This window comes from Arthrobacter sp. P4_F11 (genome assembly GCF_056401395.1).
The window spans coordinates 112,361-136,974 of sequence record NZ_JBFUJK010000013.1 but is presented as its reverse complement, the minus strand read 5'-3'; the positions used below and the strand labels follow the sequence as shown (position 1 = coordinate 136,974).

General features: G+C 67.5%; 22 protein-coding genes. 1 reads left to right on the top strand and 21 read right to left on the bottom strand.

The annotated features are described in order from the left end of the window. Positions 1-318 precede the first annotated feature (318 nt). The 19 genes from AC1DRO_RS15110 to lhgO form a co-directional block, all read right to left on the bottom strand. Positions 319-1,050 carry a maleate cis-trans isomerase family protein gene (locus AC1DRO_RS15110; protein ID WP_476951442.1) on the bottom strand — a complete coding sequence of 244 codons (732 nt, stop codon included), beginning with the start codon at positions 1,048-1,050 and terminating at the stop codon, positions 319-321. A gap of 8 nt (positions 1,051-1,058) precedes the next feature. Next, complete coding sequence (locus tag AC1DRO_RS15105; RefSeq protein ID WP_476951441.1) at positions 1,059-2,522, bottom strand: amidohydrolase family protein; 1,464 nt, start codon at positions 2,520-2,522, stop codon at positions 1,059-1,061. A gap of 25 nt (positions 2,523-2,547) precedes the next feature. Beyond that, on the bottom strand, positions 2,548-3,333 hold the full coding sequence (locus tag AC1DRO_RS15100; protein WP_230009168.1) for an aspartate/glutamate racemase family protein: 786 nt from the start codon (positions 3,331-3,333) through the stop codon (positions 2,548-2,550). Next, the gene (locus tag AC1DRO_RS15095; protein WP_476951440.1) at positions 3,333-4,013 is read right to left on the bottom strand and encodes a GntR family transcriptional regulator; all 681 of its coding nucleotides are present in this window, start codon (positions 4,011-4,013) and stop codon (positions 3,333-3,335) included. Before AC1DRO_RS15095 ends, AC1DRO_RS15100 begins: the two co-directional genes overlap by 1 nt. 69 nt (positions 4,014-4,082) lie before the next feature. Further along, positions 4,083-5,423 (bottom strand): MFS transporter, encoded by a 1,341-nt coding sequence (locus tag AC1DRO_RS15090; protein WP_476858189.1) that lies wholly within the window; start codon positions 5,421-5,423, stop codon positions 4,083-4,085. A gap of 444 nt (positions 5,424-5,867) precedes the next feature. After that, complete coding sequence (gene uraH, locus AC1DRO_RS15085; protein WP_028275849.1) at positions 5,868-6,209, bottom strand: hydroxyisourate hydrolase; 342 nt, start codon at positions 6,207-6,209, stop codon at positions 5,868-5,870. After that, positions 6,206-6,703 (bottom strand): 2-oxo-4-hydroxy-4-carboxy-5-ureidoimidazoline decarboxylase, encoded by a 498-nt coding sequence (uraD, locus tag AC1DRO_RS15080; protein ID WP_476951439.1) that lies wholly within the window; start codon positions 6,701-6,703, stop codon positions 6,206-6,208. The genes uraH and uraD overlap by 4 nt, the downstream gene beginning before the upstream one ends. 241 nt (positions 6,704-6,944) lie before the next feature. Next, positions 6,945-7,781, bottom strand: a complete 837-nt coding sequence (locus tag AC1DRO_RS15075) for an alpha/beta fold hydrolase (protein WP_476951438.1) — start codon at positions 7,779-7,781, stop codon at positions 6,945-6,947. Positions 7,782-7,865: 84 nt separating this feature from the next. After that, complete coding sequence (locus tag AC1DRO_RS15070) at positions 7,866-8,993, bottom strand: phosphotransferase (protein ID WP_476951437.1); 1,128 nt, start codon at positions 8,991-8,993, stop codon at positions 7,866-7,868. 5 nt (positions 8,994-8,998) lie between these two features. Continuing rightward, entirely contained in the window at positions 8,999-10,129 is a 1,131-nt protein-coding gene (locus AC1DRO_RS15065; protein ID WP_476951436.1) for a phosphotransferase, read from the bottom strand. Then, positions 10,126-11,433 carry a phosphotransferase family protein gene (locus tag AC1DRO_RS15060; RefSeq protein WP_476951435.1) on the bottom strand — a complete coding sequence of 436 codons (1,308 nt, stop codon included), beginning with the start codon at positions 11,431-11,433 and terminating at the stop codon, positions 10,126-10,128. Before AC1DRO_RS15060 ends, AC1DRO_RS15065 begins: the two co-directional genes overlap by 4 nt. Beyond that, positions 11,430-13,172, bottom strand: a complete 1,743-nt coding sequence (locus AC1DRO_RS15055) for an ABC transporter ATP-binding protein (RefSeq protein WP_476951434.1) — start codon at positions 13,170-13,172, stop codon at positions 11,430-11,432. Before AC1DRO_RS15055 ends, AC1DRO_RS15060 begins: the two co-directional genes overlap by 4 nt. 323 nt (positions 13,173-13,495) lie before the next feature. Next, entirely contained in the window at positions 13,496-14,671 is a 1,176-nt protein-coding gene (locus AC1DRO_RS15050) for a glycosyltransferase (protein ID WP_476951433.1), read from the bottom strand. After that, the gene (locus AC1DRO_RS15045; protein WP_476951432.1) at positions 14,668-15,888 is read right to left on the bottom strand and encodes a glycosyltransferase; all 1,221 of its coding nucleotides are present in this window, start codon (positions 15,886-15,888) and stop codon (positions 14,668-14,670) included. The genes AC1DRO_RS15050 and AC1DRO_RS15045 overlap by 4 nt, the downstream gene beginning before the upstream one ends. Beyond that, a complete protein-coding gene (locus AC1DRO_RS15040; protein ID WP_476951431.1) occupies positions 15,875-17,107 on the bottom strand; it encodes a glycosyltransferase family protein in 1,233 nt (410 codons plus the stop codon). Before AC1DRO_RS15040 ends, AC1DRO_RS15045 begins: the two co-directional genes overlap by 14 nt. A gap of 287 nt (positions 17,108-17,394) precedes the next feature. Further along, positions 17,395-18,936, bottom strand: coding sequence for a sensor histidine kinase (locus AC1DRO_RS15035; protein ID WP_476951430.1), 1,542 nt, complete (start codon positions 18,934-18,936; stop codon positions 17,395-17,397). A gap of 35 nt (positions 18,937-18,971) precedes the next feature. Next, positions 18,972-19,637: a response regulator transcription factor gene (locus tag AC1DRO_RS15030; protein WP_028275840.1), complete on the bottom strand. Its 666-nt coding sequence runs from the start codon at positions 19,635-19,637 to the stop codon at positions 18,972-18,974. Positions 19,638-20,098: 461 nt separating this feature from the next. After that, positions 20,099-21,031 carry a serine hydrolase gene (locus tag AC1DRO_RS15025; protein ID WP_476951429.1) on the bottom strand — a complete coding sequence of 311 codons (933 nt, stop codon included), beginning with the start codon at positions 21,029-21,031 and terminating at the stop codon, positions 20,099-20,101. Positions 21,032-21,189: 158 nt separating this feature from the next. Further along, a complete protein-coding gene (lhgO, locus tag AC1DRO_RS15020; RefSeq protein WP_476951428.1) occupies positions 21,190-22,404 on the bottom strand; it encodes an L-2-hydroxyglutarate oxidase in 1,215 nt (404 codons plus the stop codon). Between the two features lie 171 nt (positions 22,405-22,575). Here lhgO and AC1DRO_RS15015 point away from each other — a divergent pair, with 171 nt between their 5' ends. Next, on the top strand, positions 22,576-23,496 hold the full coding sequence (locus tag AC1DRO_RS15015; protein WP_476951427.1) for a 2-hydroxyacid dehydrogenase: 921 nt from the start codon (positions 22,576-22,578) through the stop codon (positions 23,494-23,496). 35 nt (positions 23,497-23,531) lie between these two features. Here AC1DRO_RS15015 and AC1DRO_RS15010 read toward each other — a convergent pair whose 3' ends face one another. Then, entirely contained in the window at positions 23,532-24,155 is a 624-nt protein-coding gene (locus AC1DRO_RS15010) for a dihydrofolate reductase family protein (protein ID WP_476951426.1), read from the bottom strand. Positions 24,156-24,243: 88 nt separating this feature from the next. Next, a complete protein-coding gene (locus AC1DRO_RS15005) occupies positions 24,244-24,606 on the bottom strand; it encodes a VOC family protein (RefSeq protein ID WP_476951425.1) in 363 nt (120 codons plus the stop codon). Positions 24,607-24,614 lie beyond the last annotated feature (8 nt).

Here is a 24,614-nt window from a genome sequence, read left to right as displayed (position 1 = left end):
TCGGCGGTCTCTTCCGGATCACGATCAGGCAGCTGGTTTGTCAACCCGCTGAGGATATGGGAGGTATCTTCTCCTGCAGCCACGTCCACCTCACTCTTCATCGTTGAATGGTGGTCAATATTTTTCATTATGTGAAAAAACTTTCTTGCATTTCGAGATTATCGAGAGGGGCTGGGACGCGTCAACATCAGCGGCGCATCACCGCGGCCCGGCAGTCACAATCGGTTGAAAGGTCGGTACACAAAGCAACGCGGGGTCAGATGCGGCCCATAAAGCAGCCCGGCATCGGCCGTATCTGACCCTGCGTTGCCTTGGCGGTCAGGCTGAGGTGAGCAGCCTGCCCCACCGCGGGGAGAGCAGCGGGGCGCCGGCCATTTTGAGGCAGTGCCACAGGGTCACGGCCACCGAATCGAGCACGGGAACGCCCATGGCCGCCTCGATTTCCTCCGCGATGTTGGCACCGTAGAGATTGGTGCAGAGGTACACGAGCGCGTCCGGGTTCTGTGCCGCGAGTTCCAGCGATCCGGGCCGCATCTCGGCGTCGGAGACCCGGGCGAATGATTCGTTGTCGCTCAGGCCGAGGAAACGGTGGTCAAGTGTTTTGATCCCGTCCCGTTCGTAGGACGCCACGATCCGTTCGTTGACGTCCTCCGTGTACGGGGTGAACAGCCCGATCCGCTCGGTGCCGAACGACCGGAAGGCCTCCATGTAGGCCAGTGTGGAGGTGGTGGCGGGAATGCCGGTGGCGTCCTGTATTCCCTTGACGAGTTCGCGGTCGTGATCGGCGCCGAGCCACGATCCTGAAGTGCCGTTCCACGCGATGACGTCGACGTCGGCGGTCGCCAGGATCTCGGCGGCGGCCCGCATTGCCGGGGCATCAAATTGCCGGTCGGAGGAATCGTCGAGGGCGATCCGCGTGACCTGGATCCTGGCGAAGTGGATTGTCACGTCGTCGCGGTCGCCGAGGATCCGGTAGCTTTGCGGCTCCAGGCAGGTGTTGGAGGACGGCACGATCATGCCGATACGGGTGGGGCGGGTTACGGAAGGCATGGGTGCTCCTAGCGGGCAGCGGGGTAGACAGCGGCGGGGGCGGGGGTGGCGCTGACGGGGCCGGCGGCCGTGGCGGCCTGGTGTTCGCGGAAACCGTTGCGGGCCACGAACCGGCCCACGGGGCCGGGGTCATGGAAGCCGCTGGCGTCCAGCACCACGCGTCCGGCGGAGACCACGACGGCGGGCCAGCCGGTGAGCGTCCTGCCGTCGAACGGCGAGAAATCCGTTCCCATGTGCAGGGCAGCGCCGTCAACGGTGCGTTCCTGTGCGGGATCGAAGACGACGAGGTCGGCGTCGTACCCTGCTGCGATCGTTCCCTTGCCCGGCAGGGCGTTGATCCGGGCCGGACCGGCGGCGAACACTTCCACGAAATCCTCCACCCGGGCTGCCCCGCCGGTGGCGTCCATCATGGCGGTGAAGGTGACAGGCATGCGGGTTTCCACTCCCGGCAGGCCGTGCGGCATGGCGCGGATGTCATCGGACCGCTCGCGCTTTTGCGTGAGGTCGTAGCAGGAGTGGTCCGAGGCCACCGTGTGGATGGCTCCGGCGGCAAGCCGGTCCCGCAGCGCGGCGACGGTCTCGGGGCTGCGCATCGGCGGGCAGCAGGCGTACCACTCGGGGAAGGACGTGCCGTAGACGGTGTCGTCCAGGGTGAGGTAGTGCGGGCACGTTTCCGAGAAGGCGTCCATTCCGTGGCTGCGGGCCCCGGCGACGAGGTCTACGGCCCCCGGCGTGGACTGGTGCACAAAGTAGACGGGAGCGTTGGTGTACTCGGCCATCGCCAGGGTCTCCTTGACCGAGATCTCCTCCGCGAGTTCGGGCCGGGTCCGGTGCAGGTGTTCGATGCCGATGCGGCCGTCGTCCGCATGCTGCTGGGTGCAGTCGGCAATGATGGGATCGTGTTCGGCGTGGATGTAGGTAAGGCCGTCGAGTCGGACCATCTCGCGCATGACCTTCAGGATGGTGTCCCCGTCGGCCATGGTGGTGCCCCGGTTCGTGGTGTACATCTTGACCGAACGGACACCTTCGGCGGCGAGCTGTTCGAGCTGCCACGGCACAGTCTCGTCCCACAGGACCACCGAGCCGTGCAGGGCGACGTCGCAGCGGGACTCGCGTGCCAGTTCCTTCTTGTGCAACACCGCGGCCAGCGGGGTCTCGCGGGCGTCGCGGGGGATGCCGAAGTCGATAATGGTGGTGGTGCCGCCCCAGAGGGCAGCGGCGGATGTTGTCCGGTAGTCGTCCAGGGTACGGAACCGTCCGGTTACCTGGGCGACATGGCAGTGGCCGTCCACACCACCCGGAATCACCAGCTGGGCGGCGGCGTCGATGGTCCTGGCGGCAGCGGGGACCGGCTCAGAAGCGTCCACGAGCTGGACGATCGTCCTGCCGTGCACCACGACGTGCACATTCTGGCGGCCGAAACTGTTGACCACGGTGCCGTTGGCAATGACAAGGTCTGGGGTGTGGGACATCGTTGTCCTCCTTCGAGAAAGAAAATTAGTGGGACGGTGCGGGCAGCCGGGTGGCGTGCTGCGCCGTCGTGAGGGCGGCATCGAGGTTTTTCGAGAGCCCCTTGCGGGCCTTGACCGGTGGCGGCGCGAAGGCGCCGGCCCGGTGCGGGCCGGATTGGAGGTTGACTACGGACTGGGCCATCTGGATGCCAGCGGAAATGCCGTCCACCACGGGGACGGGGATCTGGCCTGCAAGCTCGCGGGCAAGTCCGGCGAGCGGCGCGCCGGCGAGGATCACGACGTCGGCCCCGTCCTCGGCGACGGCCTGGCGGCTGAGCGCCAGCAGGGTCTCCTTGAAGTCCTGCTGCACGGAACCGATGCCGTTGAGGCTCTCGTTGATGGAGCGGATCGAGGCCAGCCGGCCGGCGAGCCCGAACCGTTCAACGCAGTCCAGATACCAGGGCCGGATCCGGTCCGAGATGGCGATGATCGAGAACCGGTGCCCCTGCAGGGCGGCGGCGCAGAGTGCCGCCTCGGTAATTCCGATGACGGGGACGTCGGCGAGTTCCTTCAGCGCCGGCATCCCTGGGTCGCCGAATGCGGCGACCACCACGCCGTCGACGCTGGCGCCGTCGCGAGTGTACTCAGCGATGATTTCGGCGACGGCACCGGCGGCGATCAGCGATTCAAAGCGGGTTTCGATGTATTCGACGCCGTGGCCGGCGGTCCGGACTACCAGTTCGGTTCCGGGCGAGGCTGAACGCCGGGCTTCGGATTCGATCAGCGAAGTGACATCGTTGCTGATGTTGGGGTTGATGACAAGGAGTTTCATTACTTCTTCCGATGAAGGTCGGGTTCCGTCCGGCGGAAATTCTCCGGAAACTGTTCCCGGTATTTGTCGATGTGCGACGCCGACTGGGCAGCCGCCCGGTCAGGGTCACCGCTGGCGATCGCGGTGTAGAGCGCCCGATGTTCTTCGATGAGTTCGGGGAGGTCGCTCACATGCCGGAACAGCCAGTGCATCCGGCCCTGGAGGGGTTCGAGCGCCGATTTGAGGAAGCCGTTGTTGGCGATCCGGGTGATGGCATCGTGGAATTCGCTGTTGGCCCGGTGGGCGTCCATAATGGCGCCCCTGGCTAGAGAGAGCTCGGCCGCGTCCAACAAGGCTTCCAGCGCACTGAGGTCCTCCGGTGTGGCGCGGGCCGCGGCCAGCCTGCAGGCCAGCACTTCGAGCGACTGGCGGACGTCGAAGAGATCCTCCACGTCTTTGGGGCTGAGCGAGCTGACTTCGGCCCCGCGAGCGCCGCGGTCGCTGACCAGGCCTTCCTGGCGCAGCATTCGCAGCGCCTCGCGGACCGGGAGTCGGGAGACGTTGAATTCGGCGGCGAGGTCGCGCTCCACCAGCCTGGTGCCGGGAACGTAGTGCCCTTCAAAGATCCTGTTGCGGAGGGTGTCCCGGACAGCCTCCCGGAGGGGGCGTTCCTTGTCCTGGGTTTCTTCTGCGGTAAGCATGGTGCTCCATTTCGGGTTCTTTATGGCACTGCGTTCCCGGCTTCGGGAACTGGTGTTTCGTGGCCTAGCTTAGACAGGGAGCCGCTTGTTGTAGTTCAGGGTCAGCACGGATGCGCCCATGATGATCGCGGATCCCACGAAGTACAGCAGCGCCCAGGTGTATGAGCCGGTGGCACCGACGATCAGGCCGACCGCGATCGGGGTGACGAAGCCGGAGATGTTGCCGCTGAAGTTCATCGCGCCGCCCAGGACGCCGGCGTTGGTCCGGCCACCCAGGATCGAAGGGATGCTCCAGAAGAGGCCCACCCAGCGAAGGAAGAACATGACGACGGACAGCAGGACTACCGCCGTCGTCGGGTCGGCAACGACGGTGACACCGACAAGGCCGCCGATCACTACGACGCTGGAGGTGCCCAGGAGGGTGCGCATGACGCGGTTGGCCGAGGCGCCGGATGCCCGCCATTTGTCGGCGATGGTGCCGCCGAGGATTTCGCCGACGAAACCGGCGCCGAAGATCACGAACGTGGACCAGCCGATGGTCTTCAGGTCAAAGCCCTTGGCCTGGGCCAGGTAGAGCGGGCCCCAGGTGAGCAGGCCGTAGAAGACGCCGTTGAAGCCCAGCCAGCCGAAGCACATGGCCCAGAAGGAACGGAACTTCAGGTAGGGGAGCAGGGCGCGCTTGCCCTTGCTGCCGTCGAGCTCGGCTTCGGCGTCCTCGGCGGCGTGGGAGGCCTCGATGTACTCGGCCTCGGCGTCGTTGACTCCGCGGTGCTGGCGGGGGTTGTCCCGGACGTACCACCAGACGGCGAGGCCCATGAGGACGGTGGCGGCGCCGGCGATGATGAAGGAGCTCCGCCAGCTGCCCGTCGAGGCGATCAGGCCTGCGATGAGGATGCCGCCGAGCCCGGCGCCCAAAGGGGCTCCGGCGTCAAGGATGGTGGCGCCGCGGCCGCGTTCCGATTTGTGCATCCAGATGGCGTTCAGCTTTCCGCCGGCCGGCATGACGCCGGCCTCGGTGACGCCGATGCCGAGGCGGGCGATGAACATGCTGACAAAGCCTCCGGCCAGGCCGGAGGCCGCCGTTGCGGCACCCCAGCCGACGCAGGACGCGGTCATCACCTTGCGGGGGCCGAACTTGTCGATCAGCCAGCCGACCGGGATCTGCATGAGGGCGTAGGTCCAGAAGAAGGCCGAGAGCAGGAGGCCTACGAGCTCCGGGGCCATATTGAATTCCTTCTGGATGATGGGCAGGGCAACAGAGATGGATCCCCGGTCGATGTAGTTCACGGACACGAGGACCAGCAGGAGGAGGAACATTTTCCATCGGACATTCGTGCGCCGTTGCACGCCGTCCTTGGAACTTGTGAGGTCATCGGGCTGTACTGCTGTTTCGGTATTTGGAAGAGACACAACTTCTCCTTGATAGAGAGTAAACATGCCGGCAAGTGATGGGGGATTTGTTTGAGGGTCAGGATGCCGGAGCGTGGGGCGTCCTGTGCGCGGGCCCTGAGTCGATCGCGGCGGTTGATAGGGGCCTGATGTCAGCGCTGACATCAGGTTCGGATCAGGTGCAGAATCTGGGAGGGCGGGGCCCGGCAAGCTTTCCTTGTTTTGGGATCCCGTTTTGGGATCCCAAATTCAGATTAGGAGTGACGTGGGCCACTGTCAAGGGTCATGGGCCGGCCGGGCCGGTTCGCCGCGAAAATGTCGATTGTGACTGGCCCTGGGTGCCGGGCGGGCTGCGCCGGAACATGGCTGCGCCGGCCACCAGGCAGGGAGGCCTGTGCCCGGAGCGGTGCCGGGACCGGTAGGGGTGTGACGTGGTGCTGGCAGCCGGTCTTGGCTGCTCCGGGCTTAGCTGCCCCGATAGGTGGAGTAGGCGAAGGGGCTCAGCAGAAGCGGGACGTGGTAGTGGGCCTGCGATTCGGACACCGCAAAGGTCAGTGTGACTTCGGGGAAGAAGGTCTCGGTCCCGGCAGCCGCGTAATAGGCTCCGGTGTCGAAGCCCAGGCGGTAGGTGCCGGAGCCCAGGCTGTCGGGGCCGAGCGACTTGACGCGGCCGTCATCGTCCGTGGCGCCGGCCGCGATCCTGACCCAGCGTTCGCCGTCGAGCATGTCCAAGGTGACTGCGACGCCCGCGGCGGGCTTGCCGGAGCCCGTGTCCAGAACGTGGGTAGTGACGTGGGAAGTACTCATGCGCCTATCAGTCCTTCGAGTCGGAGTACCGCGATTTCGCGCAGCTGCTGGCCGATGACCAATTGTTCTTCTTCGGGAGTGTGGGCGAGCCGGGCGTTGAGGGCCGCCAGGATCTCCTCGCGGCTGCGGCCGGCCGCGCGGATCAGGAAGACCTGGCCGAATTTTTCTTCATAGCTCCGGTTCCCGGCGGCGATGGCGGCGGCGACGGCCGGATCCGGAGCGCCCAGGCTCGCCTGCTCCGATTGGGAGAGCCGGGCCTCCGCGCTGTTTCCTGCGGCCCGTTCGCCGATGCGGGGATGGTGGGCCAGCGCGGCTTCCACCTCCGCGTCGGTGAACGGTTCCGCCGCACGGCCGGCGGTTTGGAGGAGGATTTCCGTACTGTCGAAGGGCCTCGAGCCGACGATCTCCTCAATCCATCGCTCGATGTCCAGGCAGGGGCGCAGGGCGGCGGCGGCCTCCGCGCGTCCGGCGGCATTAAAGTCGTACAACAGCATGTGCCAGATCCTTTGTGTCAATGCTGGCATCCACGGTGTAGGGCTATACGACAAAATATTCGTATCGTGGAACTGTTATTTCAGCATATGCAAAAAATTGAACCGTACCGGGTGGCGGGTGTCAACCGGACGGCGGATCCGCGGCACCTTTCGAAAAGTGCGGCGGTTTCGGATAGGCGCACCCCGGATCCGGGATGCGCCTGTCCGAAATCGCCGCGGAAAGCCGAAGGGTTCGTTCCGGCTAACTCGCCAGGAACCGCAGCAGAACCTCGTTGACCTCCGCCGCGTGGGTCCACAGCATGCCGTGCGGGGCGCCATCGATCTCCACATACTCGGCGCTCGGCAGCGCCTTGGCGAATTGGCGGCCCGCGACATCGATCGGCAGGATGTTGTCCGCCGTGCCGTGCACAATGAGGGCCGGGACATCAATTTTGGGGATGTCGGCACGGAAGTCCGTGTACCAGGTCGGCTGCGCTGCCGCCGACGCCGTGGCCCCACCACTGGTGGCGAGGTTCCAGCCGGCGTTCATGACCTCCTGGCTGAGCCGGGGGGTGCCGAGGAGGGCTTCGCTGTTGTAGAAGTTCTTGAAGAATTCCGTGAAGAAAGCGTACCGGTCCGCCGTCACGGCCTCCATCAGCCCGTCGAACACCGACTGCGGGACCCCGCCCGGGTTGTCCTCGGCCTGAAGGAGGTATGGCTCAAGGGAGCTCAGGAACACGGCTTTCGCCACCCGGGCAGAGCCGTAGGTTCCAAGGTAGCGGCCCACCTCGCCGGTGCCCATGGAGAAGCCCACCAGCACGGCGTCGTTCAGGTCGAGGGTGGTCAGGATGGTGTTGAGGTCCGCCGCGAACGTGTCGTAGTCGTAGCCCTCGGTGGGCTTGCTGGACTGTCCGAAGCCGCGCCGGTCATAGGTGATCACACGGTAGCCCGCGCCGAGCAGCGCCGCGGTCTGCTTCTCCCACGACGAGCCGTCCAGTGGGTAGCCATGGATAAGGACCACGGCCTGGCCGGATCCGTGGTCCTCGTAGTAAAGCTCGACGTCTGTGCTGTTTTCGGTTCCAACCTTGATGTAAGCCATGCCAGCGGTCCTCCCGGTTCGGCGCAATGCGCGGTGGTTCGGTGTGGGCGGTTCGGTGTGGGGCGGTTTCGATCTGGTGTGCAGTCAGTACGTGGCCTCCACTTTAGCGGCCGGAACTCCCGCCGCCAGAGCCTGTTCACCATCCGGAATGAGGAAGTCCTCCGCCAGGTCCGCCCATTGGGGCCGGAAGGAATACAGGCAGCCGAGCCTCAGGCGGGTCGCGGCTGCGTAGGCGTCGAAGCGCGCCGGGGTGACATGCAGTTCCTCGGCAGCGGCGATGACGTGGCGGAGGGCGGTTTGGTACCGTTCTGCGCTCAAGCGGTGTTGGCGCAGGCGCAGCTGGAGGTGCACGGCAAGGTTTGCGAGGTCGGCAGCGGCCTCGGCCCGGCCGGCTTCGTCGAAGTCCAGCAGCCCCAGAGGAGCCCCGGGACCCGCCGTGAAGATCTGCTTGTCGTGGAGGTCACCGTGGGACCACACCAGCGGATCCGGATCGGTCCGGAGCAGCTTTTCGGCGGTCTGCCCTGCGGCCACGCGCACGGCGATGTTCTGCGCCTGAGCCGCCGGAACGTCCCGGGCGTGCACGAGCCATCGGTTCACTGCGTGCCGCAGGTTTTCCAGTTCGACGGCGGCCGGCCGGGGTGGGAGCGCCTCGAGGGTAGGGCGGTGCGCCGGAGTCCGGGCCAGGGAATGCTGCCGGACCCAGGCCCGCGACCATTCTTGCCAGGCATGTTCGAACAGCGCATCGCTGACGCCGGGGTCGTTTCCCAGCTCGAACAGGGAGCGCCCGGGCAACGCCATGAGGGTGAGGCAACCCGGGCTGCTGGAGACAATATCCGGGGTGAGGAAATCCTCGGCGCCGAGGAGCTCGTTCATCCGGGCGTGTCTGCCCACTGCTTCGTCGGCCTGGAGGACCCGAAAGATCTTGAGGTAGTGCTCCCCGGCCCGGACCACGGCACGCTTGTGGGCCCGGTGTACTACCACCATCCCCAGCGGCGAAGCGAGCTTCAGGGCGGGGAGGCGCCGGTCGCGGCCGTCCCGCAGGAGCTCCAGCTGCCCCGCCCGGAGGTGGGCTGCCCGGACTCCTGCCCGATCCGGGGCCGCAAGCTCCAGAACATAGTCCTCCGCGGAGTCGTCGGGCCAGGACCGTATGACCTGCCATTCGAAGTTGTCGGCATCCAGGATGGCGGCCGGGACGGGCGGGTGCCAGCCCATGTGGATCAGCTCCGGGATTCGAGGGGCCGGCTGGCGGCCAGGACGGTGGCTCCGAAGGACTCACGATGCTTTACCCGGTCCTCGAGAACGCGGGTCGCCAGCAATGAGCCCGAAGGGAACGAAGAACAGGCCAGCCGCAACCAGCGCGCGTCCCCGTATGCACCGAACCGATCCGGGCTGACCTGCAATTGCTCGGCGACGGCCAGCACCTCCGTGTGGGCCTTTAGGTATCGCGCCGACGTTAGGTTATTGCGCCACATTCGCCGCTCCAGATGGAAGTCCAGGTAGGCGAGGTCGCGGGCGGCCTCGGCCCGGGCAGTATCGTCGAAGTCCAGCAGTCCGAACGGGGACCGGCCGTCGCCGGCGATGATCTGCCGGTCGTGCAGGTCTCCGTGGGCCCATACCAGCGGGTCCGGTGCCGCACCGAGCAGGTTCGCCGTGACGTAATCTGCCATGGCGATCAAGGTGTCGCGTTGGGTGGACAGTTCCGGAACATTCTCTGTGTGGTGCAGCCACAGTTTCAACCTGCTGGCCACGGCCTTCGCTTCCACCTCGGGTGAAAGGACCGGGAGGGCCCCCAGAACGTTTTGTCTCCTGACGTCAGACGCCGCGCTCAGCTGGGCGAGCCACGCGCTGGACCATTTTTCCCATGCGCCGGCAAACTCCTTCTCGCCGATCGTGACGTAGTCCTCGCCGATTTCGCCCAGCGTCCGTCCGGAGAGGGTGCTCAAAACGAGGGTGTCCGGGGAGCTCTGAAGCACCTGGGGCGCCATAAAGGCGCCGGCGTCCAGCAGGAGGTCTATCTGAGCGTACCGTTCGGCCGGGACCGCGGCCCTGCCGGGCCGGAAGACCTTGATGTAGCAGCCCTCCGCCTGGATGATCGCCCGCCTGTACGGCCAGTGGGCAATGATTTCCCCGTGCTGTCTTTCGGTACGAAGGGCCGGCAGCCCGGGATCGTCCTCCGGCAGGATCTCAAAGTGGCCATGGCTCAGATGTGCTCCCCGGACACCGGGGCGTCCCGCAGCCTCGACCTCCAGCAGGTACTCTCCGGGTTCCATATCGGGCCACGCATTGCGGACGCGCCACGCCGTACCGGCGTCGTCGGTGTAATTCCAAAGCGGCGGGTGCCAGGTCATGTGATCAACTCCAGGGCTCGGCGGATATGCCAGCTCGTGTCGGCCGGCCAGTCGCTGGCCCGGTTCCGAAACGGGTCGACGCTGTTCAGGAACAACCGGAACGCCGCCCAGGTCTCTACCCTGGCCTGCGATACGTGCCCGCCAGCCTCGCGGTAACCGTCGATCAGCTGGGCCGTCTTACGGCCACCGGCCAAGGGCCCCACACCTGCGGGGTCTGCGATGTCCTCCACCGCGGCAAAGGACCCAAGGTCCCTCGCCGGGTCGGAGGTCGTCACGCGGTCGAAATCGATGATGCGGATGGCCGGGCCGTCCACCAGGACCTGGTCCGCCGAAAAGTCACCATGGACCATCACCGGCTGTTGCCTTCGGGGGCTGGCGGCGCCGACAGCTGCCAGGAGCCGGCGGGAGAGCGCGTCCACCGGAGCCTCGAGCCCGGGGAGCAGGCAGGTGACCATGGACCGCGTGGCCATGAGCTGGCGTACAAGGTTCTCCATGTCCGCCATCGGGTCCGCTCCGGTTTCCGTGTCCATGCCATGGATCGCCGCCAGGGCTTGGCCAGTCCGGTAGGCGGCCGGATCATTGTCGCCGCCGCTCAGGTCTCCGTGGCCCCAGTCCGGGGAGGCACTGATGCCGTGCGCGGTGCATTCCGGGTCGGCGAGTTCGGGCAGGACCGGTATGCCGTAGCTCTCCAGCCGCTGCCGCAATCGGGGACCTGCTGCAGCTTCGTCAACCAGGACGGCGGTCTTGACGACGATGGGCAGTGTCGCCGAAGGGACCCTGACAACGAGCCTGCGCTCCGGGTTGTATCTCAGCACGCTGACCGGGGGGTCCAGGAAGCGCTCTGCCGCAGGAAGTGCTCCCAGCCGTCCGAGTCCGTGGTCCCGGAGCCACCGCAGCTTGGGGCGCAGGGGCCAGTCCTCTTCGATGGGGCCGACAGCCACCACGACGTCCCCGCGCGGACCATCGGGCTGCACAAGCCGAATGCCGCCGCCGCGCTTTTGCGAACGCTCCGCCCGCCGCTGCAGTTTCTCGACGTGCTCCGGGGTTGCGGTCGACGCCCAGCCGTAGCTGCCGGCCCCGTAGCCGGCCCGGCGGAAGGCGACGAGGGCCGAGGAGTGCGGTTTGTAGCGGGTCCTGATGATCCGGACGCTTTCGCCCAGGAGCTCGGAGAGCAGCTCGTCGTCGAGGACCCAGTTCAGGCCCGGGATCCGGGCGTCGCGGGCCGCCAGGACACGGTCAGCTTCGCGCCGCTGCGCCTGCAGACGTTGGCCCTGCTGCAGTTGTCCCAGCGGGGCGGTACTCATGTCGGCACCTTGAACAGTTCACCCGGCTCTGCGGTCTGCTGCCGGTGGACCCAGCCGGCAAAGCGTGAATCCGGATCGGCCAGCAATGACTGCGGTGACCCATCTTCGATGATTTCGCCGCCTTCGAGCCAGATCACACGGTCGCAGGATTGGGCCGCGTTGACGTCGTGGGTGATCGTGATGGAGGTCCGGCCCTCGGTGAGTGTGTCCATGGCGCTGAGGACCGAATCCCGGGATGCCGGATCGAGCCCGGCGGTCGCCTCGTCCAGGATCACGATAGGGGCCTTGCGGAGGATGGCGCGGGCGATCGCGAGGCGTTGGCGCTGGCCGCCGGAGAGGTCCTTGGCGGCTTCGCCCAGAATCGTGTCGTAACCGTTCGGGAGGGCGCGGATGAAGGCGTCGGCCTGGGCCAGCTCCGCGGCGTGTTCGATTTCCGCGTCGGAGGCATCCAGCCGGCCGAACCTGATGTTCTCCCGAACAGTGGTTCCGAAGAGCACGGAATCCTGCAGCAGGATGGAGACGTGGGAGCGCACGGACGCGATCTGGCATTCCCGCAGGTCCTGGCCCCCAACGCGGACCGTGCCGGAGATGGGATCGATCATGCGCAGGACCAGGCTGGCCAACGTCGATTTCCCTGCCCCGGACGGGCCGATGAGCGCCAGATGTTCCCCGGCCGGAATTCGCAGATTGATCTCGTGCAGAACCGCGATTTCTTCGCCGTGGCCGGCATCGACGTCCTCGAACTCGATGTCTGGGTGCTGGCTTTCCAAGGCGCGCGCGTTGGGTGCTTCCGGGAGGTCGGTCTGCGCCTCCAGCAGATCTGCTACCCGCTCGCCGGAGGCGGTGGCCCGGGCTATCCGGCTGGTCTGTTTGGCCAGGTCCTTCAGCGGTTTCATCCCGGTCTTGAGGTAGGTGAGGAACACCACCAAGTCGCCAGGTGTCATCGAGTGGTTCAGCACGCGCCAGCCGCCGCCGGCCAGGACGACGGCGGTGGCGAAGCCGATCAGCACGTCGGTGCGGCGCTCAAGCCCCGCGGCTAGCCGCAGAGCGACGACGCCGGTGCCCAGGGCCGCCTTGTTGCTGTTGCGGAAGTTGGAACTGATGGTGTCCTCGAGACCGTAGGCCTGCACCTCGCGCATGGCGCTGAGGGTCTGGGACGCGGTGCTGGCCAGGGCGCTTTCGCCCGAACGTGACTTCCTGGCGGCGCTGGTGATGGAGCCGGAACTGCGCCGGGAGAGGAAGGCAAACACGGCAGTGGCCAGGAAGACGACAAGAGCCAGTAATGGGTCAAGCCACAGCATGATCCCGGTCATGGCCACGAGCGTTACCGCGTTGCCCAGTAACGGCAGGCCGGCCGTGACGGCGACTTCCTGCAGCCGCGACACATCGGCGACGATGCGCTGGACCGTGTCGCCGGAGGAGGTCCGGGTGTGGTGCCGCATGGATAGGCCCTGCACATGGCGGAAGGTCTGCGCCCGGAGGTCGGCCGCGATCCTCGACCCGACCAACGCGAATGAAATCTGGGACCAGTAGTTGGCAATGGCGCGCAGGATGCTGATGGCCACTATCGCACCGCCGCACAGCAACAACGTCTCCGCGCTGGCATCGATCGTGGGCCCCGGCCTCCTGATGGTCGCGCCGAGTGAGCGGGACACGCCGTCGATCACCATTTTCACCGGCCACGGCTCCAGCAGGCGGAGCAGGACGTCAGCGGCAAGGGCCACGAATCCTATGGTCATCCTGAGCCTATGGCCGCGCAAATACGGGCGGACGCACCGCAACGTGCGGCGGAGCCCGGACTCCGGCTTGGCGGAACGACGCGCGCGGAACGGGCGTAGTCGTGGGCGCCGCCGTTGCTTCCGTGGCTGTCGGGTGGGGTCCTCCTGCATGGGACTTGTCTCTGTGGGGACCTCCTGCGTGGGACTGGCTTCCGCGGGAGCCTCCTGCGCGGGGCGGTGGCGCGCCTCAGGACGGTGCCGGGCAGCAGGGCGCTGCCGCGCGAGGCTCTCCTGCGCGGGATAATTTTCCGCCGGACTCCGAAGCAGATGCCGGGAATCGGTGGTCATTGCCTGGCCAGTCTGCGTGCAGGCGGCAGCGCCCCGGTGATCCGGGACAGCACCCCGCTCCAGCTGAACCGCTGCACGGCGTCGTTGCGGGCCTCGAGCCCCAGCCTTTCCCGCAAATTCGGATCTTCGCCGAGCCGGAGGAGGGCGTCCGCGAGCGCGGCGGGGTCCCCGGGCGGGACGAGGATCCCGGTGCGGCCGTCCTGGATGATGGACGGGATCTGGCCCACGGCGCTCGCGATCACAGGCAGCCCGGCTGCCATGTACTCAAAAACCTTCAGCGGCGAGAAGTAATCGTCCTGGCCAGGTCCGTCCGGGGGATAGGGTGCGGCGGCGGCGTCGAAATCTGCCAGGAAGCCGGGCACCGCCGCCGGCGCGACGGGGCCCGAGAACACCGTCGGCACGCCGAGGGATTCGGCGAGGCGTTCGAGGTCCTGCCGGCCGGGGCCGTCACCCACCACATGGAGCTGCCAGCGCAGGCCCGGGTCCGCGGTCTGCTGGTTGGCCAGGGCGACACCGTGCAGCAGGCCGGGGACACCGTGCCAAGGCTTCAAGGTTCCGACGAACCCGACCGTGAGGTGGTCCGGATTCCGGCGTCCGGGGCGGCGGGCCGTGATCCGTTCGACGTTGACTCCGTTCGGCGCCAGCACGGTCCTGGCGGTCGGCACCCGCGCCCGCACCCAGCGGACCACGGGATCCGAGACGCAGGCCACGACGTCGGCCGTCGCGGCGTTGCGGCGGAACACCGTCTCAGCCTTCTTCACATCGAGCAGCTGGCGGTACCGCTGCTGCTCCTCGATCAGCGGAGCATTGACCTCAAGAACGGACGGCACGTCCAGGATGCGTGCCACCACGGACAATGCCGGGCTGAACAGCGAATACCGCTCGTAGAACAGCCCGCAACCGTTGCGCAGGACCTCGTCCGCCAGGCCCAGCGCGGCGTCCTGGACCGCCCGTTCACGCGCGGAGGCGGGGACGGATTCCGGCTTGACTTCGACGACGTCGAGATCGGCAAGATCGCTGGGCCGCTCGGTGCCGAGCAGGGTGCAGTAGACGGTGACGGCGGCGCCGGTGCCGCGCCACGCCCGGACGATTTCCTGGACATGGACGGAGGAGCCCTTGGTGCCGAAGACAGGAACGCCGGGGTCGGCGCAGAGATAGGCCACGCGGGTCATGCGACTCTCCTTTCAGAACGGGAGAGGGACCTCAGGAGCTCGGCCTGGCGGTGGACGTCGTAGTCCTCCTCGATCAGGGCGCGGGCGTTGCGGGACATGGCAAGCCTGTCCGTGGCCGGGGAGCCGAGCGTGCAGATGCCGCGGGCCAGGGCGTGCGGGTTGCCCGGCCGGACCAGGACCCCGGTGGAGCCGTTCCGGACTACTTCGGGGATCCCGGTGACGGACGTGCTGACGCAGGGGACGCCCGTGGCCATGGCCTCGAGCAGGACCGTGGGCATGCCGTCCGCGTTGCCGTCGGCGCCGACCACGCAGGGCGCCACGAAGACATCGGAGGAGTGGAGCAGCTCGTGGACCTGGTCCTGGGTCTGCGGGCCGAGGAGGCGGACATGGGCGCCGAGTCGGAGCTGGCCGATGCCGGCCTCCAGTTCCTCGGCCATGAGCCCGGTACCGGCGATCCGGAGGTCCAGTTTAACCCCTTGGTCCAGCAGTTCGGCGGCCGCGGGCAACAGATACTGGAAGCCCTTTTTCTCCACCAGGCGCCCGACGGCGGCGATACGGAGGGTGGCTTCGAGCGGCCAGGGCTCACGGTACGGGAAGCGCTCCAGTTCCAGGCCGTTGCGCACCAGATGGAGCCGGGCCGTCGAGGACGGGAAGCGGCGGCGCAGGTAGCGCATGTTGTACTGGCTGATGGTCACGGCGTGGTGGGCCTGCTCGAGCTTGAGCCGCAGGTCCTCGTCCTGGACCGATTCATGGAAGATGTCCACCGCGTGCGCGGTGAACGAGAACGGGATGCCGGTAATGAGGGACGTCAGCCGGGCCACGGTGGTTGATCCTGAGGCGAAGTGGACGTGCATGTGCCGGATGTTGCGGTCCTGCAGCGCGGTGGCCAGGTTGATGGCCTGCACGGCGTCGTCTGCCGAGGCGGCGGCGAGTTCGCCCAAATTCCGGCCGACGGCGGCTGTGAGCCCGGCCGCGTCGGCCATCCGGAGGCTTTCCCACAGGGCCACAGTCTTGATGGGCCGGTCAATGTACGTCACCGGTGCCTGGACCCGGGCGAGCTCGGGGTGGAACCGGGGGTCGTCGGTGGGACGGAGCGAGAAGATTTCGATCCGGTCCCCGGCGGCCTCGCGGGCCAGGATCTCCGAAACGATGAACGTTTCGGAGAACCGCGGGTACATCTTCAGGACGTACGCCGTCCCGGGTTCAAACGGCGACACGGCTGGCACCTTTCACGCCCGCTGCGGCATCGCTTTCGTCCGCGCTGAAATGTTCGGCACTGGCCCGTTCGGCGGTGACCTGATCGGCACTGTCCCGATCCGCATGGGCCAGCCCGGTAGTGGCCAGCGGCCGCAGCAGCTCAGCGGCCAGCTGCGGAACCCGGATCAGGCCGTCCAGCACCGCACGACGGCGGTCCACGGTGGTGCCGAACCGGGCAGCCAGCCAGGCTGCCAGAATCTCCGGCGTCAGCGTGTCAATCTCGTGTTGCTCCAGGTACCCGGCCGCGGCGAGGGAGGCGGCCCTGATCCGCTGCTCGGCGCGCGACTGCGTGCGGGGCACGATCAGGGCCGGGACAGGGGTGCTCATGATTTCGCACACCGTGTTGTAGCCGCCCATGGCCACGACGGCGCCGGCGTGCCGGATGTGGAACACGATGTCATCGACTGCGGCGACCACTTTGACGCCGGGGCGGGCCCGCTGCCGGAGGTCGTCGAGCTGCTCGGCGGGCATCTGCGGTCCGGCGACCACGAGGTGTCCCAGCCCGTCCGGGACCGGCGTGGCGACGGCGACGCTGGCCAGGGCATAGCCGTCCGAGCCGCCGCCGACCGTCGTCATGCAGTACCGCCCGGGCATGCAGCTGGTGCCGGAGGCCGAAGGGCGCCCCACGGCGAGGTAGCCCGTGTACCGGATGAGCTTTCGGAGGGCGAACGGTATTTCGCCGGCGGCTACGGGATCGTGGACTGCGGGATCGCCGTAGACCCAGATTGCATCGAACAGGTCCTTCACCACGCGGGGACCGCCCACCCTGGCCCATTCGGCGAGGGCCGCGGCGGGCGAGTCAAGGACTTCGCGGAGGCCCAGCACCACGCGCACGGGCCCGGCGGTGCGGGCGTGGCGCAAGGCTGTTTCGAGTTCGCCATGAACGCCCGTGGCGTGCCGGTCCACCACCACGAGGTGGGGGGAGAAGCCGGCCAGCGTTGCCTGCAGCAGCCTGGCCCGCAATGGCACGAGCTCCCCCATGGGCAGGGTCAGGTTCCGCGGCAGGTAGCCCGCGGAACCCTTCGCCACACCGGGAAGGAGCACCCAGTCCCACCCCTCGGGCAACCGGAATGCCGGTGCGAGGGCTGTGCCCGTGATGAGGATTCCGGTGACGGGGCGGCCGATCAGGCCGGGAAGCTGATTGTTCAGCGCGTGGGCCAGTGCCAGATTCCGACGCACATGTCCCAGACCCACTGAATCATGTGAGTACAGCACTATCCGCAATGGCTCCACAACAATCCTCCCCCGCCCCCGGTGCCCCCGGACACGGTCGCGAACGCGACTGTGTCCGGGCCGGTGCTGTCTGATGTTATGCATCAGCGTGCGCCCCGAGAGTGAGGATGGGATGAGGGGAAGATTAAGGATTCCTCATCCAAGGGCCCGCGTTTGCGGCGCCGCGCTTAGGCACGGACACCAGCAGGTGCGGGCCAGGCCAGACGGCGGGCAAGGTAAGACGGCGGACCAGGTCAGACGCGGACGCCGGAGGACTGCAAGGGGATCCGGATCAGGAACGTGGCCCCGTGGCCGTATTCGGATTCCACCGTGGCCACGCCCCCGTGCGCCTGTGCGATGGCCGCGACAATGGCAAGGCCCAGTCCCGAGCCCTCCACGCCGCGGCCCGTGTGCGCCCGGCCGAACCGTTCGAAGATCCGTTGCTGGTCTTCGGCGGCGATGCCGATCCCGTCATCGCGCACCCACAGCACAAGGGTGTCCTGCGGGGGCAGCGAGGTGCCGTCGCTCGTTTTCGGGCGCTCAATCCGGGAGCCGAGCGCGATGGTGGAGGACAGCCCGGTGTACTTGACGGCGTTCGCGGCGAGCTGGACCAGTGCCTGGGTGAGGCGCTGCGGATCCGCTTCCACCACATAGTCAGCTCTTTCATCGATCTGCCAGTGCCGGTCGGCCAGGACGTGCACTTTCTCCATGACCTGATCCAGGAGTTCCGGGACCCGGACGGGTTCACGCTGGATGAAGCCGATCTCGCCGGAGTTGGCGAGCAGCAGGAGGTCGTCCACCAGGCGCTGCATCCGGTCCACCTCGTCCAACAGCACGTCCCTGGTGGCAATGACATCGTCCGGATCATCGACTGTCACGAGCTCGAGGTGCCCGCGGAGAATGGTCAGCGGGGTCCGCAGTTCATGGCCGGCGTCGTCCAGGAACTGCTGCTGTTGCTGGGCGCCCTCATCGAGTCTTTCCAGCATGGTGTTGAAGGTCTTGGCGAGCAGGGTGACGTCGTCCTCGCCCTTGCGCACCTCAACCCGCTGCGTGAGGTCCTCCGGGCCCACCGCCCGGGACGTCTCGCGCATACGGCGGAGCGGATCGAGCAGCCGGCCGGCAACCACGCTGCCGATCACTGCGGCAGCCAGGAGCATGCCGAGGGCCACCAGCGAATACGTCCGGACCGAGCTGGCGTTGTGCTCGCGCTGGTCGCCCGCGTCCCGGCCGACCAGGAAGAATGTCCCGGGGGCGCCCTTCATGGGCACCACCACTGTCCTGAGCGGACGGCCGTCTGAGTTCAGCTCGCCGAAGGATGCGCCGGCCGGGTTGCTGAGCCCGGCGGCGTCGGCCAACATGCTGTTGTTCAGGAGGTTGCTGTCCCCGTTGCCCTCCACGGTCCATGCCACATGCCCATCCACTATCCCTGCCATGACCTCGTTGCTGCGCGGCTCGATATCCTCCGCGGCCTCGTGAAGTGCGCTGATGTACGTCCTGTTGGCGTAGTCTCCGGACGTTTTTTTGTTGGTCTGGACGAGCTTGACCACGGCGTTGGCCTTGTCCAGAACCGCTTGGTCGATCCTGGCGTCAGCCTCCTGGAACTGCACCACGAACGTGACCATCCCGGCCGTGACCACTCCGGCGAGCATCATGCCCAGCATGGCGGCCACCACCCGGAAACGCACCGAGTGGAACTTTGCGCCCCAGCCGGACGGGTCCTGGGTTTCCGCCTCAGGGAAGGCAACCGCCGGCGCGGCCTGGCCGTCTTCACTGGGATGTTCATCCGAGGTGGCCACTCTGTTCCCTTCCTGCGCGGATCAGCTTGCTGTGCCTAGCTGAGGCGGTACCCGGCGCCGCGGGTGGTGAGGATCCGGTCCGCGCCGAGTTTCATCCGCAACTGGCGCACGTACACATCCACCACGTTGGACGTGCCATCGAAGTCGTAGCCCCAGACATGGCTGAGCAGTTGCTGCCGGCTCAGGACCTGCCCGGGGTGGAGCAGGAACATTTCCACCAGCGCGAATTCGCGGGCGGAGAGTTCCACCATCCTGCCGTCGACGCTGACGGAGTGGGTGAGCAGGTTCAGTTCCAGGGGCCCGTAGCGCATAACGCTTCCTGCCAGCACATCGCCTGTGTCCGACTTGCGGATCCGGGCCTTGATGCGGGCCACGAGTTCCTCGAAGTGGAAAGGCTTGACGATGTAGTCGTCGGCGCCGCCCTCCAGCGCTGCGACGGTGTCGCTGGATGATCCGCGGGCCGTGAGGAAGATGACCGGGATGCCCACCTGGCCGCGGCGCAGTGCCGCGAGGACGGCGTACCCGTCCAGGCGCGGGAGTCCGATGTCCAGGAGCAGGAGATCGAATTCGCCGCTGGAGGCGTAGTCCACGGCCGTGACGCCGTCGGCGACCACCGTGGGAACGTAGCCGGCCGCGCGCAGGCCCTTTTCGATGAAGCGGGAGATGCGTTCTTCGTCTTCTGCAATGAGGATGCGGGTCAAGGTGACTCCCTGGACAGCCCGGCTCCGGAAGGCCCCCTAGCCGCGCATCTGCACGGTCCTCTTCGCGGGATCCTAGGCCTGCTCCAATACTGCGGCGTCTCCTACCTGTGACTGGGAGGAATTCCGGGGCCCCAGCAGCCTCGATCAGCCCGGAGTGCGGGCCGGACCCGTGCCCCGCTGTGTGGGGCCGGCGGTTGAGCTGGTGCGGACCCGTCAGGGCGGCGCGGCGGGACGTGCTGGACCGCGCGCTGGACAAGAGGCCCCTGCGTCGGGGCGACTGAACGTTCTTGATTCAGAAGGAATGGACATCTGGTGCTCCTCCAGAGGACGGCCCCACGGCGTGGGGTTCCATCGGGCAGCTGCGGCTGAGACTATTCCCGCTTCTTTCATCCTGCCCCCGTAATGGAGCCTGCGCCACCTTTGATCGGTTGATTTTCAGGCTATTAACAGGGACCTCACCATCACCGCCCAAAAAGCGCGCCGGTGAGCTGGCGAGTCAAGTCGTGGATGAGGTCCAGACGGTCCGCACTGTCGGCGTCGTCAGGGCCCCACGTGTAAATGACCACCGCGTAGGAGCGGTCGGCGGCGCTGAGCAGGGCGGCGTCGTGGACGTAGCCCTGCACCACGCCGTACTTGTGGTGGACCGTGATGCCGGGCGCGACGGCGGCCGGGATGAGGTCCTCGTCATTGGTGTGCTGCATGTAGCCGAGCAGCTCCGCGGTGTGATCGGCGTTGAGCAGCTTGCCCGTGGTGAGCTGCGCCAGGAGCCGCGCCATGTCCGTCGGGGCCACCAGGTTTTGCTCGGGATCGTAGGTGATGCCGAGGGTGGCGGCGTAGGCGGTGAGGTTGGGGTAGCCGATGTCCCGCATCAGAAGGAGCCATGAGTCGTCGCTGCTGGTGTTGATCATGGCTTTGAGCTGGAACGCGGCATTGAACGCGCCCAGGGGAGCATCGAGTGACTTATCGCCGGTTTCCACCAGGTGGTAGTAGGCGGCGGCCGTCAGGACCTTCGCGGTGCTCGCCGCCGTATACGGTGCCACGTCGCCGTAGCTCTGCAGCTGGCCGTCGCGGGTGTCCAGCACGGCGACGCCGATCCGGTGATCGGGGTGCGCGCCGATGATCCGCTGCATCTCGGCGGGAAGGTCGACGGCGGCGGCCGGGGCTGCCGGTGCGGTCTCCGCCGGACCCGGCTCCTGCTGCTGGGCGACGGTCAGGACGTCACCGGTCAGGACGTCGCGGGTCAGGAAGTCACGGGTGTGGGAATCACTGCCGGGTGCGGTGCGGATCGCGCCGAGGACCACGACGGCGGCCAGCACCAGCACCGCGGCGGCCCAGACGAGCACCACGTTCCTGCGGTGCGTGGGAGCGGCCGGCCGGGGGCCCGGATTCGTCATGTGCGTGGGCCTCTCCGGACTCAGCGGGATGCCCGTCACGGGTGCCGGGCCGATGGTTTCGATGTGGGGTCACAGCAAGTTCTATCAAAACCGGGGTGTTTTTGACGGTAGGCGCGGCCTAGTGCGTCGTTCTGGCCGGGTCTGCAGACCCCAGACGGTTAGGCCGACAGCCGGTTCGGGGCGATCTGGAGGTGATGCTCCAGGACGTAGTTGGCGATCGCCAGGGCGGAGGTTGCGGCAGGGGACGGCGCATTGCGCAGCAGGGTGATGGGGCCGAGCCGGTCCACGGCGAAGTCATCCAGCAGGGAGCCGTCCGCAGCCCAGGCCTGGGCCCGGACCCCGGCACCGGCCTTCCGTGCGAGGTCGCCGGATTCCAGCTCGGGCAGGAACTGCCGGGCCTGACGGAAGTACAGGGGCTTTAGCAGCGATGCCGAGATCTCCCGGGCGCCCATTTGCCAGTGCTTCCGTGCCAGGGCCGCGGCGCCGGGCCAGCGCAGCGAGGCCAGGGTGTCCGGCAGGGACACCCTGGTCCATGAGTAGCCCTCCCGGGCCAGGGCCGGCACCGCGTTGGGGCCGACATGGACGTCGTCGTACACGCCGCGGGTGAAGTGCACGCCCAGGAACGGGAAGCGCGGGTCCGGCACCGGGTAGATCATCCCGCGCACAAGGTGGCTCCTGGCGGCAGCCATCACCCAGTACTCGCCGCGGAACGGCAGGATCGCGGGCGACGGGCTGGCCCCGACCATCCGTGCCACCACGTCCGACTGGAGCCCGGCACACACCACCAGCCGGTCGAAAGCATGCGTGGCTGCCGCCGTGGAGACGTGCACGGTGCCGCGCGCGTCGCTGACGGCCACCACCTCCTGGCCCAGCAGCACCGATCCGCCGCCGAGCCGCACGTCCTGTGCCATGGCCTCGGTAATGGCGGCGTAATCCACGACGGCGGTTTGTGGGGAGTGGACCGCCGCGACGCCGGCGGCGTGCGGCTCGATCTCGCGCAGTTCTGCCCCGGTGAGCCGTTTCACCCCCGGAACGCTGTTCTCCCGGGCGCGGCGTTCGATCTCGTCGAGCCGCGGCAGCTCCGCCTCGGTCACGGCGACCACCAGCTTTCCGAGCTCGCGGTAAGGCAGGCCCTTGTCGCGGCAGTAATCGCGGGTGAGGGCCCGTCCGCGGGCGCACAGGACGGCCTTTAGCGATCCCGGCTGGTAGTAGAGGCCGGCGTGGACCACCCCGGAGTTGTGGCCGGTCTGGTGCGCGGCCACGCGGTGTTCCTTTTCCAAAACCGTGACGTGAAAGCCCCCGGTGCGGACCAGGGCGCGGGCAATCGCCATACCCACGATCCCGCCGCCAATGATCCCGATCCGAGCCGCCATTCGCGCCACCTTCCCGTCTGCTCTCCTACTTCAACAGGCACCCCAACGCCCGTTGCTGTGGACCCTATCCCGAAAGGCGCCCCGATGGCAGGGGCGTCCACCGCTGCCGCATGGCCGTGGCGAGTGAGGCCCGTGAGCGGCTGCGTCGGTGCCTCTACTACGCTGGCATTCATGACCCGGAAAATTACTGTCAGCCTGCCGGACCCCACCTTGCATGAGTACCTTCAGCCGCACCCGGACGTCACTGTCCTGGAGTGGGACCTCGCCGGTGAGCCGCCCCTGCCGCGGATCGACATCGTGGTCCCGCCGTACATGGGCGGGCCGGCGGTCCTGCGTGGTCTGGAAAATGTGGACACGGTCCTGGTGCAGAGCCAGTCGATCGGGTACGACGGCGTGGCGGAGTTCCTGCCGGCCGGGCGGGTCTTCGCCAACGCGTCCGGCGTGCACGAGACTTCCACCGCGGAGCTGGCGCTCGCCCTGATCCTCGCCAGCCAGCGCGAGCTGCCCCGCCTGATCCAGAACCAGCAGGAAGGCCGGTGGGATGCCCGGCCCACGGCCAGCCTGGCCGACCGCCGCGTCCTGATTGTTGGCTACGGCGGGGTGGGTAAGGCGATCGAGGACCGGCTCCTGCCGTTCGAGACCACCGTGACCCGGGTGGCCAGCACCGAACGGACCGATGACCGCGGCCGGATCCACGGCATCGCGGAGCTGCACACGCTCCTGCCGGGGCACGACATCGTGGTGGTGGGGGTTCCGCTCAGCGACTCCACCCGGCACCTGATTGATGACGCCTTCCTCGCGGCCATGCCGGACGGCGCCCTGGTGGTGAACGTGGCCCGCGGCCCGGTGGCGGACACGGAGGCCGTGGTCCGGCACACCGCCTCCGGCCGGATTCGCGCCGCGCTGGACGTCACTGATCCCGAACCCCTGCCGCAGGACCACCCGCTCTGGCGGACCCCGGGCGTCATCATCAGCCCGCACGTGGGTGGCGCGAGCTCGGCGATGCGCCCGCGGATGGGCCGGCTGCTGCAGCGGCAGATCGAGATCATGCTGGCGGGCGAGCCGCCGCTGAACGTGGTGTTGAACGGCTAGTTGGGCGGCACAGGCCCCGGCCCGGGCGTGTCGCTTTAGCCCTCCTGGGTCACGGCCGACATATCGCCGACGCCAGGTGTGCCGTCGGCGAGCGCGTAGCGCTGCTGCACCGCGCCCTTCGATGAGGCGACGACCGGCTCGATGAGCCTGAGGTTCGTCGGAACCACCCCGTCCGCGAAGACCTTCTTTCCGCCGCCGAGGAGGATCGGATACACCCAGAGCGTGAGTCGGTCGAAGAGCCGCTCGGCAAACAGGGTCTGCACGAAGTCGAGGCTGCCGATCACGTGGATGTGCTCGTGCCGGTCGCGCAGTTCGCGTACGGCGGCGACGGTATCAGGACCGAGGAGCGTGGAGTCAGCCCATTCGAGGGCCGGCGACTGGCGCGAAGCCACATATTTCGGGATGCGGTTGAACAGCCGCGCGATGTCACCGTTGGCGTGCGGCCAGTACGCGGCGAAAATGTCGTAGGTCCGGCGCCCGAGCAGCAGCGCGTCCATCCCCGCCATCCCGGAGACGACTTGCTCGCCGACGACCTCGTCGATGAGGGGCGCCTGCCAGCCGCCAAACGCGAAGCCGTCGGCAGGGTCCTCGTCCGGGCCGCCGGGCGCCTGCGCAACGCCGTCGAGAGTGGTGAACAGGTCGATATGGATGAGTCCCATGCCGTGCTCCTTCTCCGTTGCCCGTCGTCGCCGCGGCGACGGGATCACTTCGAGGCTGGCACACCGTTCCCCTGCGAAGCAACAGGTTTCAGCGGGTCCCGGCGGTGTCCACCACGCAGAACCTGTTGCCCTCCGGATCGGCCAGGATCACGTAGTCGGCGTCCGTGGGCCGCTTGCTCCATTCGATCCGGGTGGCGCCCAGGTCCAGGAGGCGCTGCACCTCGGCGTCCTGGGTGTCCGTGTAGAGGTCCAGGTGCAGGCGCGGGGGAATCTGGACGGCCGCGGGGACCCGGTCCAGGGAGACACAGGTGCCCACCCCGCCCGGCGGCTGCAGGATCACGAAGTCGCCGTCGGGCTCGTACCGGGGCTCGTAGCCCAGGGCTGCCTGCCAGAAACTCATCTGGCGTTCGAGGTTGTCCACCCGGATGACGATCGAGCCAATGCGCAGCATCCGCATCA